Raw genomic sequence first — 12,226 nt, 5'->3', positions numbered from 1 at the left:
GAGACCTGACGATGGCGATGTGGCTGGAATTCCTGATTTCCCTGCTGATTGTGGTGAGCGGGATCTTCATCCTGGTGGGCTCCCTGGGCCTGCTGAAGTTACCGACCCTGATGACGCGACTGCATGCCCCCACCAAGGCCACGACCCTGGGAGTGGGAGGGGCCTTGCTGGCGTCCGTGGCGTTTTTTCTGGGTGGGGAACGTACGCTGTCGGCCCATGAACTGCTGGTCACCGGCTTTTTGTTCCTGACAGCACCGGTTACCGCCCATTTCATCGCCAAGACCTACCTGCATCTGTACCCCGAGGAGCGTAAAACGCTCCCTGTCCTGCCCGAGCCGCAACAAGGCTGGAGTACCTACGTGGCGTCTCGGTCCCCTCGGGCGGACGAGCAGCAGGACAGCCCTCACGAGTGAGCGGTTGTCTCCTGCTGCCTAGGCATCCCAGCGCAACTGAGCCAGCTGGGAACGCGTGTAAAAATGTCCCTGTCGCATGAAACCGGCCACGATCCCGTCCTTGAGCGCGGTGATCCGGCCGTATTCGTCGCGTTCCAGCACCCAGTGGTCCGGTAACCCATCCAGCAGATGGATCAGGGCCAGGGAGCCGTCGTCATTGATGGAGAGATGGGTCTCGTGGGTGTGCGTATCCATGAAGGCGGGAAGGAAGCCCAATACCGCATTGGCGGCCTTCATGTCCGGAAATTCACGATACGCGGCCCATTGCATGCCGGCTGGCCGTTCAAGTTGGCTTCTGTTCATGGGATGTGACCTTGATCTTCCAGAGTGCAGATTGTCTTTATCAGGCTAGCGGCATGGGGTGGAAGAACTTGAGGGCATTGCCAGAAAGGTCGTCGGTTGGGTCATAATCGGGACCCGCTTAATCACGCCTGCGTGTTGCACGTGGGCCTTGGGAGATCCTATGCCCTTTGAAGGTCTGATCGGCTTCTGGGCCGACAGCTTGAGTCTGTCCATCGGAATCTGGGTGGTGATTCTGATGACCCTGGCTTACGGGGCACGTGCCTGGGCACATCGACTGATCCATGAGGCTGCGCGATTCACGAGTCTGCTGGCCCGATATATGGCCCGTGCGGTGCGAAGGGCCACTGTGCATCTGCGGCGCTGGTATTTACGTTATCTGCGGGGTGTGGAGGCGAGACGTCTCGAGGGACGCGTTGAGCGCGTGTACCGTGATATTCATGGGCGGGTCAATCGCGATCTGGGAGGCTTCCCGGCCCTGCAGCAACGCATCCATCGGCATATCGATGCCCTGGAACACGACTATCATTCAGCCCGTGATCAGGTACCTGAAGAGCCTGGCTGGGTGCGCACGGCCAATGCGCTGGCCGCAGCGCCGCCCAAGGCGGATCCCCGGGTTGGGCAGGTACTGGAAGAGATTCATGACTCCCTCGCGCGATCCGGCCGTGAGGCCCTGGAGGAGTACCGGCGTGCCAGCCAGTCCCGGATGGAGATCCTCAAGGGACTGCTGCCCGCCTGGCGTGAGGTGGGAGATCACATCCAGCAGATGGAACGTGTTGTCAGAGGCGTGAGCGATCAGACCAAAAATCTGGACAGGATGGTGGGGCAATATCGTCGCCTGGCCCAAGGCAGTGTGCCGGCGCGAACACTGACCCTGGCATCCTTCGGGACGCTGGCCGTGAGTGGCCTTGTTCTGGTCCTTCTCGGGTTGTGCGCGGCCGTGCTTTTTTTCCTGGTGGTTCCCCCCATGGAGCAGGTGCTGGGAGGCGCGCCCGGCAGCAGCGTGGCACCGTGGGCCGTGGCTTCATTGGTGCTTCTGCTCCTGCTCGGTGGTGGCATGATGACGGAGGCGCGACAGGTCAGCCGTATCATTCCGGCTTTTGGCGCCATGGATCCACGTGGGCGGCAGTGGGCGTTTACAGTGGGTTTGATGCTGGTGGTGCTGACCGTGCTGCTGTGCGCGACCCTGGCGGCCAGCCGGGACTTCTATGTGGCTCAGGGTGATGCCCTGCACATGCTGCTGGAGGGGGAGCCCGAGTTGCTCTGGCCCGGGGTGGACTGGCTCTCCACCTTGACCCGATTGGCTCTGGGGGGATTGCTGCCCTTGCCGCTCATGCTGATTGCACTTCCTCTTCAGGCCTTCATGCAGTCGGCCGCTGTTGTAGGGGTGGGCTTTGTCCTGCTGTGCCTGAGCCTGATCGAAACCCTGCTTGCAGGGTTCGCTTTGGGCGCACGGCTTTCAGAAAGGTTGTTGAAGGCCCTGTACGAGCTCCTGATCTTCCCGCCACTTCTTATGGAGCGAGGGTACCGGGCCTGGTGTCGCAAGCGCTCCGTGGACCCGAGTGAATCCTCGTCGGCACGCATGCCTGCTGAATTGCTGACGCTTCCGGAGGTTCCGAGCGGGCGGAAGGGCCCAGGAGCAAGCAATCATGACAAGCCCTGATCAGCATTGCTCCCAGGGCAAGCCGTGATATCGCCAACCGTCCATGCTGGAGCGGTGGTGATTTTCGTCCAGTTCGCCCTCGAATCCCTCGGCGATGTGATACACCCGGGGGATGCCTTCGTCCACCAGTGCCCGCCCGGCCTCCAGGGAGCGCTTCCCGCTGCGGCAGATCAGGATCACCGAGGCCCCGTTGTCAGCCTCACTGGCGGCGGCGCCACCCAGCAGGAGTTTGCGCACCTCTGGCACAAAACGCGGATTGCGGGTCCAGTCCGGCTCGTCCATCCAGGGGATGTGAAGGGCGCCTTTGGGGTGGCCCACAAAAAGGTATTCCATGCTCGAGCGGATATCCACCAGCAGGGTCTTGGCATCAGACTGGAGCATCTCGTAGGCTTCCCTGGGGGAGAGGTTGATGGGATCATTCTTGGACATGGGTGCCGGGCTTCCTCGCAAAGGGATGAGTTCTGGTAAAGTGTGGCCGCGCGGCGGCCCCTGATGAGACACATGGGCGCCATCTGCCCGAATGTGAGTCGCACGCGCTCCGGTGACACCGCCTGGGCGGGTGACCCGGATTCTCGCTGATCTGGGCGAAAATTGCGAAAGGACAATAATTGTGGAACGCGCGCTAGTCATTTTTTTCGGTCTGCTACTGGGGCCGGGTCTGCTGCTATCCAGCTGGTCCATGCCTGCCCATGGTCAAGGCACGGCCTATGTCAGTGACGAGCTGGAAATCGCGGTGCGAAGGGGTAAGACCTTCCAGCATCGCATCTTGCTGTTTCTGGACAGCGGTGATCGGGTCACCGTGCTGGAGGATGACGGCGAGGGTTATACGCGCATCCGTACAGAGGGAGGCACGGAAGGCTGGGTGCAGACACGCAATCTTTCGGAGCAGCCGCATGCACGCGAACGGGTGGCCGCCCTGCGTGCTCAGACGGCGTCATTGGAAGAGCAGCGTGACGCATTGGCTGGGCAGGTGCGGTCGTTAGAAGCAGACAAGGCCCGAGAGAGCGAACGCGCCGATACCCTTTCCGCCCGGGTGATGGAGCTGGAAGAGGAGCTGGAAGCGTTGCGCGATATTGCCGCGGACCCTCTGGAGAAGGCCAGGCAGAACGAAGCGTTGCGAGAACAATTGGCGGGTGAACAAGAACGCGTGGGCGCCCTGCTGGAGGAGAATCGTCGGTTGCGCGACGATGATCGCAAGGACTGGTTCTTGTATGGTGCCGGCGTGTCGATTGGCTGTCTGATTCTCGGGATCCTGCTGACGCGGGTTCGACTCCGCCGACGGACTTCGGGCTGGATCGATTGACCTTCCCAGTGATGAAACCTTATTCCATCGGGTCCCAGGCACTGGGGCCGCTGAATCAAACCGCAGGAGATAAGATGTTCAAGCGTGTCTTGGTGGGGGGCTTTCTGGCCTCGGTGCTGATGTCCCCGGCGGGGGCGGATACTCTGGACGCCTACCTGAGTCAGGAATCGGCACAATTGACCTATCTGACTGACTCCAGTCGGATCGGCCTGGGTGGAGCCGACCTGTCCTTCGGTTTCTTTTTCAACGATGACAGTGACATGATGCTCAGTACCGGGCTCAGTGTGGCAGGCGTCCCCGCCGGGGATCAGCCGCTCACCTTCGGTCTGGGCGGCAAGGCCTATCTTGGTCTCATCGACGACCCTGATGATAACTTTCAGTCGCTGACCCTGGGAGGGGAGGTGCGTTACACCATCCCCTCCAACACCCCCATGTACATTGCCGCCGAAGGCTATTACGGGCCCCGCGTGACCACCTTCAGTGACGCCCGGGATTTGCTGGACCTGGCGGTGCGTTACGAGGTTGAAGTCACTCCCGGTGCTCGCGGCTTCATTGGCTACCGGCATCTGGAGGCCGACATGGACAAGCGTCGTGACTACAAGATGGACGACCATGTGCATTTCGGGGTGCGTTTCAACTTCTGAGATGGGGTGATCGGCCATGCAGGACCGCCCGGATGCCATGGATGACGTGCTGTCCATCATGGCCAGGCTGAGGGATCCCGAGCACGGGTGTACCTGGGATCTCAAGCAAACCTTTGATTCCATCATCCCCCATACCCTGGAGGAGGCCTACGAGGTGGCCGACGCCGTCGAACGTCGGGATTTCGAGGAACTTCGCAGTGAACTCGGGGATCTGCTGCTGCAGGTGGTGTTCCACTCGCGCATGGCCCAGGAAGAGGGGCGTTTCGATTTCCACGACGTGGCGGCCACGCTGGCGGAGAAACTGGTGCGCCGCCATCCCCATGTCTTTGGAAACACCCGTTTTGAATCCGAGGAGGCCCAGCATGCTGCCTGGGAAGCGGAAAAGGCCCGGGAGCGCGCCGCAGGGCAGGGTGCGCCTGCTGATGGCAATGGTGACGAGATTCCGCCCAGCCAGCTGGATGGTATTGCTCGCACCTTGCCGGGGCTGAGTCGGGCGGCCAAGATCCAGAAGCGTGCCGCCCGCGTGGGATTTGACTGGGACGCCCCGGGGCCGGTGGTGGACAAGATCCGCGAGGAACTCAACGAGGTATGCCAGGAGATGGCCGCCGGGGCAGGGCACGATCGTCTGGAGGACGAGGTGGGGGACCTGCTCTTTGCCGTGACCAACCTGGCCCGCCATCTGAAGGTGGACCCCGAGGCGGCACTGCGGCGCACCAATCGCAAGTTCGAGCGCCGATTCCGTTTCATCGAGCAGGCGCTGGCCCGCGAGGGGCGTGCGGTGGAGGATGAGCCGCTGGAGATCCTGGATGCGTTGTGGGATCAGGCGAAGCGGGAGGCGTAGTCCACTTCCAGCCGCAATGACAGATCCACTGCCCGTACATGCTTGGTCAGTCCGCCAACGGAGATCCGGTCCACCCCCGTGGCCGCGATGGCACGGAGGCTGTCCAGGTCCACGCCGCCGGAGGCCTCCAGCAGGCAGCGCCCGGCCACCAGGGCCACCGCCTCGTGCATGCCCTCCAGGGTGAAATCATCCAGCATGATGATATCGGCGCCGGCCGCCAGGGCCTGGCGCACTTCATCCAGACTCTCGGTTTCCACCTCCACCGGAACCTGTTCCCCCAGGCTCCGGGCACACGCCACAGCCGCGGCGATGGAGCCAGCGGCCATGATGTGGTTCTCCTTGATCAGTACCGCGTCATAGAGTCCCAGGCGATGGTTGTGACCGCCGCCACAGGTGACGGCATACTTCTGGGCCAGGCGCAGTCCCGGCAAGGTCTTGCGGGTGTCCAGGATATGGGCCCCGGTGCCGGCCACGGCCTCCACATACTCTCGGGTGCGGGTCGCTGTGGCCGAGAGGGTTTGCAGGAAGTTCAGGGCCGTGCGCTCGCCGGTGAGGATGGCTCGGGACGGACCGGAGAGGGCGCAAAGGCGAGTGCCTGCGGGGATGGTGTCACCATCCGCCACCTGCCAGTGAACCTTTACATCGCCATCAAGCGCCGCAAAGGTGGCGTCGAACCATGCCTGGCCACAGAGGACGGCCGCCTCCTTGCAGATCACATGGGCGCGGCAGGTGGCATTCTCCGGGATGAGCTGCGCGGTCAGATCCCCAGGGCCGATATCCTCGGCGAGGGCAATGCGGACGGATTCGCGGATGGCGCGGTTGGATACAGGCAGGGTCATGGCTCAGGCAGTCATGCAAGGACGGGGTATGAGGATAACGCAAAGCGGGCGCGCCATGGAGTCGGGCCATGCAATTACAGTATGCTCTGAAGGGTCAACCTGTCGCGGCACAAAAACGCACAATCGTCCACGTATCCAAAGCGCAGCCTCTTGAATCAGATCAGGGAATTTTACGAGCTTCTCAAGCACTCCTTCCGGAACCTGCTGCCCATCATCGTCGTGGTGGCCGTCTTCCAGTTTGCCGTCATGCAGCAGGTGCCTGAAGACTGGCTGCCCATGGCGGTGGGCCTGCTCGTGGTGGTGGTGGGCGTGGCCCTGTTCCTCCAGGGTTTGGAGATGGGGATCTTTCCCATCGGCAAGAACCTCTCCAACGAATTTGCCAAGAAGGGCTCGCTGGGCTGGTTGATGGTCTTTGGGTTCTGTCTGGGCTTTTCGGCGGTAATTGCCGAACCGGCCCTGATTGCGGTGGCCAGTCAGGCGGAGATGATCAGTGGCGGACAGATCAGCGCCCTGGTGCTGCGTGTGCTTGTGGCCTTATCGGTGGGGGGCGTGGTGGCCCTGGGGATCGTGCGGATCATCCTGGGGCATGGCCTGCACTGGTACATGATCATCGGTTATTTGCTGGTGGTCATCATCACGTTCTTTGCTCCCGAAGAGATTGTCGGTCTGGCCTACGACTCCGGGGGGGTGACGACCAATATCGTCACCGTGCCCCTGATTGCCGCCCTGGGCATTGGACTTGCGGTATCCATTCGGGGGCGCAATGCGCTGACCCATGGTTTCGGGCTGGTAGGGCTGGCCGTGATGGTGCCCATGATCGCTGTGCAACTCTACGGCATCCTGGTGTATTCCCTGGGGGACCCGGAGATGGTGCGCGGGGCCGCTCCGCTGGCCCAGGCGGTGGACGATGAGCTGGTCAGCCAGGTGGGTGGCAGCGTGATGCTGGGCATGCTCACGGACCTGCTGGTGATGTTTCGCGATGTGTTGCCCATCATTGCCGTGATCCTGGTTTTCCAGTACCTGGTGATCCGCAAAGGTATCGCTCATGTGCACAAGGTGATGGCCGGTTTCATCCTGGTCATCTTCGGCCTGTATGCCTTTGTGCTGGGCCTTAAGCTGGGTTTGTTTCCCATCGGCAGGAGCATGGCGGAACAGCTGATCACCCTGGATGGTTTCCTGTTCGTGTATCTCTTTGCCTTCAGTATCGGGTTTGCCACCACCATGGCCGAGCCGGCCCTGATCGCCATTGGTCAGAAGGCACAGGAGGCGGGCAGGGGGAAGCTCAATGGCAATACCATCCGCCTGCTGGTGGCCATGGGGGTGGCCGTGGGGATCACGCTGGGGGTGCACCGGATCATCGTCGGCGATCCCATTCATTACTACATCATGGGGGGCTATGCAGTGGTGATCCTGCTCACCTGGTTGGCGCCCCGCTACATCGTTGCCCTGGCCTATGATCTGGGCGGGGTGACCACCTCGGAGGTGACCGTGCCCTTGGTCACCGCCCTGGGCATTGGTCTGGCGACGCACATTGAGGATCGCAACGTGCTCATTGATGGTTTTGGTCTGATTGCCTTTGCGTCGATCTTCCCGATCATCAGCGTGATGCTCTATGCTATCGCCGTCGAACTTGCCAATCGCTGGAGGCAGCAACCGTCATGAAGTTTGCCGTGCTGGTGGCCATTCTGGCCGAAAACCTGGAAGAAAAGGCCATTGACGTGGCGCGCAAGGCCGGGGCAGGTGGCGTGACCATCCTCGATGCCCGCGGTATTGGTGGCAAGGAAAAGAAGACATTTTTTGGGCTGACCTATGAAGGCAGCCAGTCGGCGCTTGTCTTCGTGCTGGAAAAAAAACTCTCCCTGGCCGTGATGAAGTCCCTGCGCGATGAACTGGACCTGAAATCCCACTCCCATGGTGTGGTTTTCACGGTGCCCCTGGAGCATATCGCGGGGATCGACCTGCGTCAGGTGGAGCGCTTCGAGGAGCGTATCAAGGACGACATCTAGGCCTGACTGGTCGCCCCGGGCCGTCCCTTCATACTACCCAGAGGTTATTCATGCTGGTCAAAGATCTTATGGTCAAGAACGTGGCGACCATTTCTCCACTCGCAACCATCCGCGAAGCCATGCTGGAGATGAAGCGCCACCGGGTGAAGTCTCTGGTGGTGGATAAGCGACAACCTCATGATGCCTACGGCATCATCACCTATACCACCATATTGCGGACCATTGTTGCGGAAGAGGGGGATATTGATCTCGTCAATGTCTATGACGTGTGTTCAAAGCCCGTGATCACCGTGCCGGCGGAGATGGAGGTAAAGCATGTGGCACGGTTGATGGTGCTGCAGCGTATTCGTCGCATTGTGGTGTTGAACAATAACGATATGGTCGGTCTGATCACCATGAACGACATTGTCTCGGCCATCGTGGAGATGTCGGAGAGTTGAGCAATGCCAGGGGCGACGGGATCGTCGCCCCTCTCCTGGATGCCCCCGGCTCCGAGTGTTCAGACCTTGAAGCGCCCCACCAGGTCCTGAAGCTCGTTGGCCAGCCTGGAGAGTTGCTCCGACGCCTGGGTGGTTTCCCGGGCGCCCTGGGCATTCTCCTCGGCGGCATCGGAGATGCTGGTCACGTTCCGGTTCATCTCCTCGGCCACGGCGCTTTGTTCCTCGGCTGAACTGGCCACCTGCGTATTCACATCGTTGATGGTGCTCACCGCCTGGGTGATGGAATCCAGAGAGTGCCCCGCCTCCGCGGCACTGTCGCGGCTGGATTGCGCATACTGCTGACTTTCCTCCATCACCACCACCGCGCGCTGGCTGGTCTGTTGCAGGCGCTCGATCATCTCCTGGATTTCCTGGGTGGAGCTCTGGGTACGGGTGGCCAGAGAGCGCACCTCGTCGGCCACCACCGCGAATCCGCGTCCGGCCTCTCCGGCACGGGCGGCCTCGATGGCCGCATTCAGGGCCAGCAGGTTGGTCTGCTCGGCAATGCCCCGGATCACGTCCAGCACCTTGCCGATCTGCTCGCTGTCCTTGTCCAGGTCGCGGATGACATCGGCGGCCCGCTGCACTTCCTCGGCCAGTTTCTCGATGCGGTCCAGGGTGCCGGCGACCACATCCTTGCCACTCAGCGCCGCGCCCTGAGCATCACGGGTGGCATCAGCACCCTGTTGCGCACTGCGCGCCACCTCCTGGGCCGTGGCGTTCATTTCGTTCATGGCCGTGGCCAGTTGGTCCACCTCGGAACGCTGGCGGCTCACGCCGGCATCGGTGCGCTCCGTAATGGCGGCCAGGTCAGTCGCGGCCCGGGCCAGATGGGACGTGGAATCCAGTATGCGGCTGATGAGGTCGCGGAAGTTGTCCATCATGGCGTTGAAGGCCCGCGCGGCCTCACCGATCTCGTCCTTGCCCTCGACTTTCAGCCGATGGGCCAGATCACCGTCCCCCTCTGCAATTCCCTTGAGCCCCTGGGCCATGTGGTTGAGAGGCGTGGTGACGAAGCGTCGCACGAAAAAGTACAGCAAGAGCAGTATCGGAACGCTGACGGCAATGGCCAGCAGGGTGATGCTCCAGCCAAAGCGCTGAACGGCGGCATTCACCTCGTCCAGCCGAACCTGCATGCTGACGGCGCCCAGGATGTCACCCTCGGCCGCCATGGCATGGCAGGAGGTGCAGTTCTTGCCCAGATAGTCCGTTTGGTTGATGACCGGCAACACCGCTCGGAGCAAACTTCTATCCTCCGACAGGGCCAGATGGGGCTCACCCGTCTCGAGAACCGCTCGCTCTGTGGCATCCTGGGGCTGTTCATGTTCGGTGCCCGGGCCGTATTGCTGGGCCACCGGTTGTCCACGCAACACGCGAAGATCCGAGACACTCTGGAGTTCGACGATTTGATCAAGGAATTCATCCCGCCGATGGGTGGTGCCAGTGATCATCATGGTGGTCAGGCCAGCCATGGTCATTTCATGGATGGTGGAGGAGAAGCCCTCCGCCTGCTCGATAGCCGTGCCACGCTGCTCGTGGATGGCCCAGAGGATCATGCCCGCCCAGGCAGGCACGAGTATCAACCACATGGCGCCCACCAGGCGGACCCAGATCGGCAGGTCTGAAATACGTCGCATTGCGATTCCCCGTTGGCTGCCAGGCCCTTGGCAGGATTTCTTTCGTGTCCGCCAGATTATATCGGCAGAAACCGCGTTAACTTGACCGTCATCCATCCTTGGCGGATGCGCCGGCGGTTTGGGCCGACAAGGGGTTCCTTGTGCTGAGGGTGTGCTGTACTTGCCGAGGCATTATGCCATGCGTCCAGCGAACGCGCCCCTAACTCCCCTGCATCTTGATGGTGAGGCACTTCCGATGATGAAAGATACGTTCCAGGCCCCTCCCCCTTCGGGTGAGAGGGAGAGGGGAGAAGAGATCAGTGCGCGCCCTTTTCGTCCGCGAGGATGCGCCGCTTGACGCGTTGCAGGAACAGCCAGGCGCTGAGGGCCACCACGGGGGTGGCGAGGCCCATGCCCAGGGTGGTGCTGATGGGGATGCCCTGGCTCTCCAGCCCTTTGAGCGCGTAACCCACCAAACCCACGCCGTAATAGCTGATGGCGATGACAGAAAGCCCTTCCACGGTATCCTGCAGTCGTAGTTGCAGTCTGGCGCGGCGGTCCATGGATTCCAGCAGGTTGCGGTTCTGGCCTTGCAGGTTGACCTCTACCCGAGCCCTGAGCAAGGCGGTCAAGCGCGCTGCCCTCTCGGCCAGCCCGCGTTGCCGCTCTCCCACGGAGTCGCAGGTGGCCACGGCTGGTGCCAGGCGGGCTTCGAGAAACTCGGTGAAGGTCTGCAGGCCCTCGATACGTCGCTGCCGCAATTGTTCCAGGCGTTGCTGGACCACATGATAATAGGCCCGGGAGGCATCGAAGCGGTAGGTGGTCTGGGCTGCCACGGCCTCAATCTGGGAGGCTAGATGGGTGAGGTCGGCCAGCAGTTGCCCCTGGGTCTCGCCGGAGTGGTGACTGCCCTGCTCGGTCATGCGGGCCGCCAGTTCCGCGAGCCGACGGTCTGCCGTGCCCAGGGAGCGGCTGGCCTTGCGGGCCATGGGCAGACCCATCAATGACATGGCCCGATAGGCGTTCACCTCGAGGATGCGCTTGATCAGTCGACCGGCCTGGGCCTCGGTGAGATTGTCGTTGCGCAGCAGGACGCGGGCAAAACCATCCTCATGGATACGCAGGTCCGACCAGGCGCGCCCCTTGCCGCCCACCACCTCGGAACCGATGATGATGTTGTCGCCAAACAACGCCGAGAGTTCATCAAGGCTGCGCTCAGGCATATCTGAAGACTCCAGCGCCAGGGAGACGGCGGAAATCAACTCCCCGGGAGAATTCTCCAGCCAGTTGTCTGGCAGGCGCTCGATGACCGGATGCTCGAATGGGTGTGTGAAGGGGCCGCAATGGGTGAAGGTGTAGGTGACAAACTCCGTATGCCGTTCCCAGTGCAGCCGGATATCCCCCAGGGTTGCCACATAATACTGACCCACCTGTTCCGGGATGGGCACCCCGAAGTGTTCCAGCAGGCGATGCAGGTGGCGGGTATTGATGCCGCTGCCCCGTTCGCCGCACAGAAAGGCCAGATGCGATACCCGCGCCGGTGCCTGGGTGGGCTCGAAGGTGCGGGCGTGCAACTCGTTATTGAGGGCACGGCGGAGGGCGTGTTCCTTGAAGGGCAGCGTCATGGTCCTGGGTTCATTCTGCGGCGGCAAAGAGTTCTTCCGCATCGATCAGATGCCCGCCAGCGGCCTGCAGTTGCTCGATGGCCCGGTCCGGCTGCTCAAAGCGGAAGATCAGGGCGGCGCGATCGCTGCGGCGCAGCGGGAAGGCGTACATGTATTCGATCTTCAGATCCGCCCGGCCGGCCACCTGCAGGACCTCGGCGAGCCCCCCCGGGCGGTCTTCCACATCCACGGCGACCACCTCGGTGAGCTTGACCACCCAGCCCGCGTCCTTGAGGACCCGTTCGGCCTTTTGCCAGTCGCGCACGATGATGCGCAGGATACCGAATTCGGCGGTATCGGCCAGCGATAGATTGAGCAGGTTAATACCTTGCTCGGACAGCAGTTCCAGGGGCTTAGCCAGGTGCCCCGGACGATTTTCCAGAAAGATGGAAAGCTGTTGCAGCTTCATGGGATGCGAT

The 12,226-nt window shown here is 61.9% G+C and carries 14 protein-coding genes; 8 read left to right on the top strand and 6 right to left on the bottom strand.

Annotation, left to right across the window (positions count from 1 at the left end):
• Positions 1 to 11: 11 nt before the first annotated feature.
• The gene (locus tag LPW29_RS07105; RefSeq protein WP_238627433.1) at positions 12 to 413 is read left to right on the top strand and encodes a Na+/H+ antiporter subunit G; all 402 of its coding nucleotides are present in this window, start codon (positions 12 to 14) and stop codon (positions 411 to 413) included.
• A gap of 18 nt (positions 414 to 431) precedes the next feature.
• Here LPW29_RS07105 and LPW29_RS07100 read toward each other — a convergent pair whose 3' ends face one another.
• Positions 432 to 755, bottom strand: coding sequence for a hypothetical protein (locus LPW29_RS07100; protein ID WP_238627432.1), 324 nt, complete (start codon positions 753 to 755; stop codon positions 432 to 434).
• A gap of 160 nt (positions 756 to 915) precedes the next feature.
• Here LPW29_RS07100 and LPW29_RS07095 point away from each other — a divergent pair, with 160 nt between their 5' ends.
• On the top strand, positions 916 to 2,415 hold the full coding sequence (locus LPW29_RS07095) for a hypothetical protein (protein WP_238627431.1): 1,500 nt from the start codon (positions 916 to 918) through the stop codon (positions 2,413 to 2,415).
• Here LPW29_RS07095 and LPW29_RS07090 read toward each other — a convergent pair whose 3' ends face one another.
• Positions 2,416 to 2,844 (bottom strand): rhodanese-like domain-containing protein, encoded by a 429-nt coding sequence (locus LPW29_RS07090; RefSeq protein WP_090250994.1) that lies wholly within the window; start codon positions 2,842 to 2,844, stop codon positions 2,416 to 2,418.
• 181 nt (positions 2,845 to 3,025) lie between these two features.
• On the opposite strand from LPW29_RS07090, the gene LPW29_RS07085 reads away from it, so the two are divergent.
• The 3 genes from LPW29_RS07085 to mazG all read left to right on the top strand — a co-directional run bounded on the left by LPW29_RS07085 (position 3,026) and on the right by mazG (position 5,203).
• Positions 3,026 to 3,718 carry a TIGR04211 family SH3 domain-containing protein gene (locus tag LPW29_RS07085; RefSeq protein WP_238627430.1) on the top strand — a complete coding sequence of 231 codons (693 nt, stop codon included), beginning with the start codon at positions 3,026 to 3,028 and terminating at the stop codon, positions 3,716 to 3,718.
• Positions 3,719 to 3,792: 74 nt separating this feature from the next.
• Positions 3,793 to 4,362, top strand: a complete 570-nt coding sequence (locus LPW29_RS07080) for a YfaZ family outer membrane protein (RefSeq protein ID WP_238627429.1) — start codon at positions 3,793 to 3,795, stop codon at positions 4,360 to 4,362.
• A gap of 16 nt (positions 4,363 to 4,378) precedes the next feature.
• Complete coding sequence (gene mazG, locus LPW29_RS07075; protein WP_304488723.1) at positions 4,379 to 5,203, top strand: nucleoside triphosphate pyrophosphohydrolase; 825 nt, start codon at positions 4,379 to 4,381, stop codon at positions 5,201 to 5,203.
• On the opposite strand, the gene nadC is transcribed toward mazG, so the two are convergent.
• Positions 5,182 to 6,042 carry a carboxylating nicotinate-nucleotide diphosphorylase gene (nadC, locus tag LPW29_RS07070; protein WP_238627428.1) on the bottom strand — a complete coding sequence of 287 codons (861 nt, stop codon included), beginning with the start codon at positions 6,040 to 6,042 and terminating at the stop codon, positions 5,182 to 5,184. The genes mazG and nadC overlap by 22 nt on opposite strands.
• A gap of 150 nt (positions 6,043 to 6,192) precedes the next feature.
• On the opposite strand from nadC, the gene LPW29_RS07065 reads away from it, so the two are divergent.
• Genes LPW29_RS07065 through LPW29_RS07055 form a run of 3 tightly spaced genes read left to right on the top strand, consistent with a single transcriptional unit; the run spans position 6,193 to position 8,488 of the window.
• Complete coding sequence (locus LPW29_RS07065) at positions 6,193 to 7,704, top strand: DUF1538 domain-containing protein (RefSeq protein ID WP_238627427.1); 1,512 nt, start codon at positions 6,193 to 6,195, stop codon at positions 7,702 to 7,704.
• Positions 7,701 to 8,048: a P-II family nitrogen regulator gene (locus LPW29_RS07060; RefSeq protein ID WP_238627426.1), complete on the top strand. Its 348-nt coding sequence runs from the start codon at positions 7,701 to 7,703 to the stop codon at positions 8,046 to 8,048. Before LPW29_RS07065 ends, LPW29_RS07060 begins: the two co-directional genes overlap by 4 nt.
• Before the next feature lie 50 nt (positions 8,049 to 8,098).
• Positions 8,099 to 8,488 (top strand): CBS domain-containing protein, encoded by a 390-nt coding sequence (locus tag LPW29_RS07055; RefSeq protein WP_090251003.1) that lies wholly within the window; start codon positions 8,099 to 8,101, stop codon positions 8,486 to 8,488.
• 59 nt (positions 8,489 to 8,547) lie between these two features.
• Here the strand turns inward: LPW29_RS07055 and LPW29_RS07050 are convergent, their stop codons facing one another.
• The 3 genes from LPW29_RS07050 to LPW29_RS07040 form a co-directional block, all read right to left on the bottom strand.
• Positions 8,548 to 10,164 (bottom strand): methyl-accepting chemotaxis protein, encoded by a 1,617-nt coding sequence (locus LPW29_RS07050; protein ID WP_238627425.1) that lies wholly within the window; start codon positions 10,162 to 10,164, stop codon positions 8,548 to 8,550.
• A 296-nt stretch (positions 10,165 to 10,460) separates the two neighbouring features.
• Complete coding sequence (locus LPW29_RS07045; RefSeq protein ID WP_238627424.1) at positions 10,461 to 11,768, bottom strand: DUF3422 family protein; 1,308 nt, start codon at positions 11,766 to 11,768, stop codon at positions 10,461 to 10,463.
• Positions 11,769 to 11,778: 10 nt separating this feature from the next.
• Positions 11,779 to 12,216 (bottom strand): amino acid-binding protein, encoded by a 438-nt coding sequence (locus tag LPW29_RS07040; RefSeq protein WP_238627423.1) that lies wholly within the window; start codon positions 12,214 to 12,216, stop codon positions 11,779 to 11,781.
• Positions 12,217 to 12,226: the final 10 nt, after the last annotated feature.

The sequence above is a fragment of the Ectothiorhodospira sp. 9100 genome (assembly GCF_022227565.1).
In the GTDB taxonomy this organism is placed as follows: domain Bacteria; phylum Pseudomonadota; class Gammaproteobacteria; order Ectothiorhodospirales; family Ectothiorhodospiraceae; genus Ectothiorhodospira; species Ectothiorhodospira marina.
Note: the sequence above shows the minus strand (reverse complement) of the source record. Positions and strands in the feature narration are given on the sequence as shown.

Excerpts from the sequence above, each read along its gene's own strand:
- LPW29_RS07105 (WP_238627433.1), top strand. The coding sequence starts at position 12 with ATGGCGATGTGGCTGGAATTCCTGATTTCCCTGCTGATTGTGGTGAGC.
- LPW29_RS07100 (WP_238627432.1), bottom strand. The coding sequence starts at position 755 with ATGAACAGAAGCCAACTTGAACGGCCAGCCGGCATGCAATGGGCCGCG.
- LPW29_RS07095 (WP_238627431.1), top strand. The coding sequence starts at position 916 with ATGCCCTTTGAAGGTCTGATCGGCTTCTGGGCCGACAGCTTGAGTCTG.
- LPW29_RS07090 (WP_090250994.1), bottom strand. The coding sequence starts at position 2,844 with ATGTCCAAGAATGATCCCATCAACCTCTCCCCCAGGGAAGCCTACGAG.
- LPW29_RS07080 (WP_238627429.1), top strand. The coding sequence starts at position 3,793 with ATGTTCAAGCGTGTCTTGGTGGGGGGCTTTCTGGCCTCGGTGCTGATG.
- mazG (WP_304488723.1), top strand. The coding sequence starts at position 4,379 with ATGCAGGACCGCCCGGATGCCATGGATGACGTGCTGTCCATCATGGCC.
- nadC (WP_238627428.1), bottom strand. The coding sequence starts at position 6,042 with ATGACCCTGCCTGTATCCAACCGCGCCATCCGCGAATCCGTCCGCATT.
- LPW29_RS07060 (WP_238627426.1), top strand. The coding sequence starts at position 7,701 with ATGAAGTTTGCCGTGCTGGTGGCCATTCTGGCCGAAAACCTGGAAGAA.
- LPW29_RS07055 (WP_090251003.1), top strand. The coding sequence starts at position 8,099 with ATGCTGGTCAAAGATCTTATGGTCAAGAACGTGGCGACCATTTCTCCA.
- LPW29_RS07050 (WP_238627425.1), bottom strand. The coding sequence starts at position 10,164 with ATGCGACGTATTTCAGACCTGCCGATCTGGGTCCGCCTGGTGGGCGCC.
- LPW29_RS07045 (WP_238627424.1), bottom strand. The coding sequence starts at position 11,768 with ATGACGCTGCCCTTCAAGGAACACGCCCTCCGCCGTGCCCTCAATAAC.
- LPW29_RS07040 (WP_238627423.1), bottom strand. The coding sequence starts at position 12,216 with ATGAAGCTGCAACAGCTTTCCATCTTTCTGGAAAATCGTCCGGGGCAC.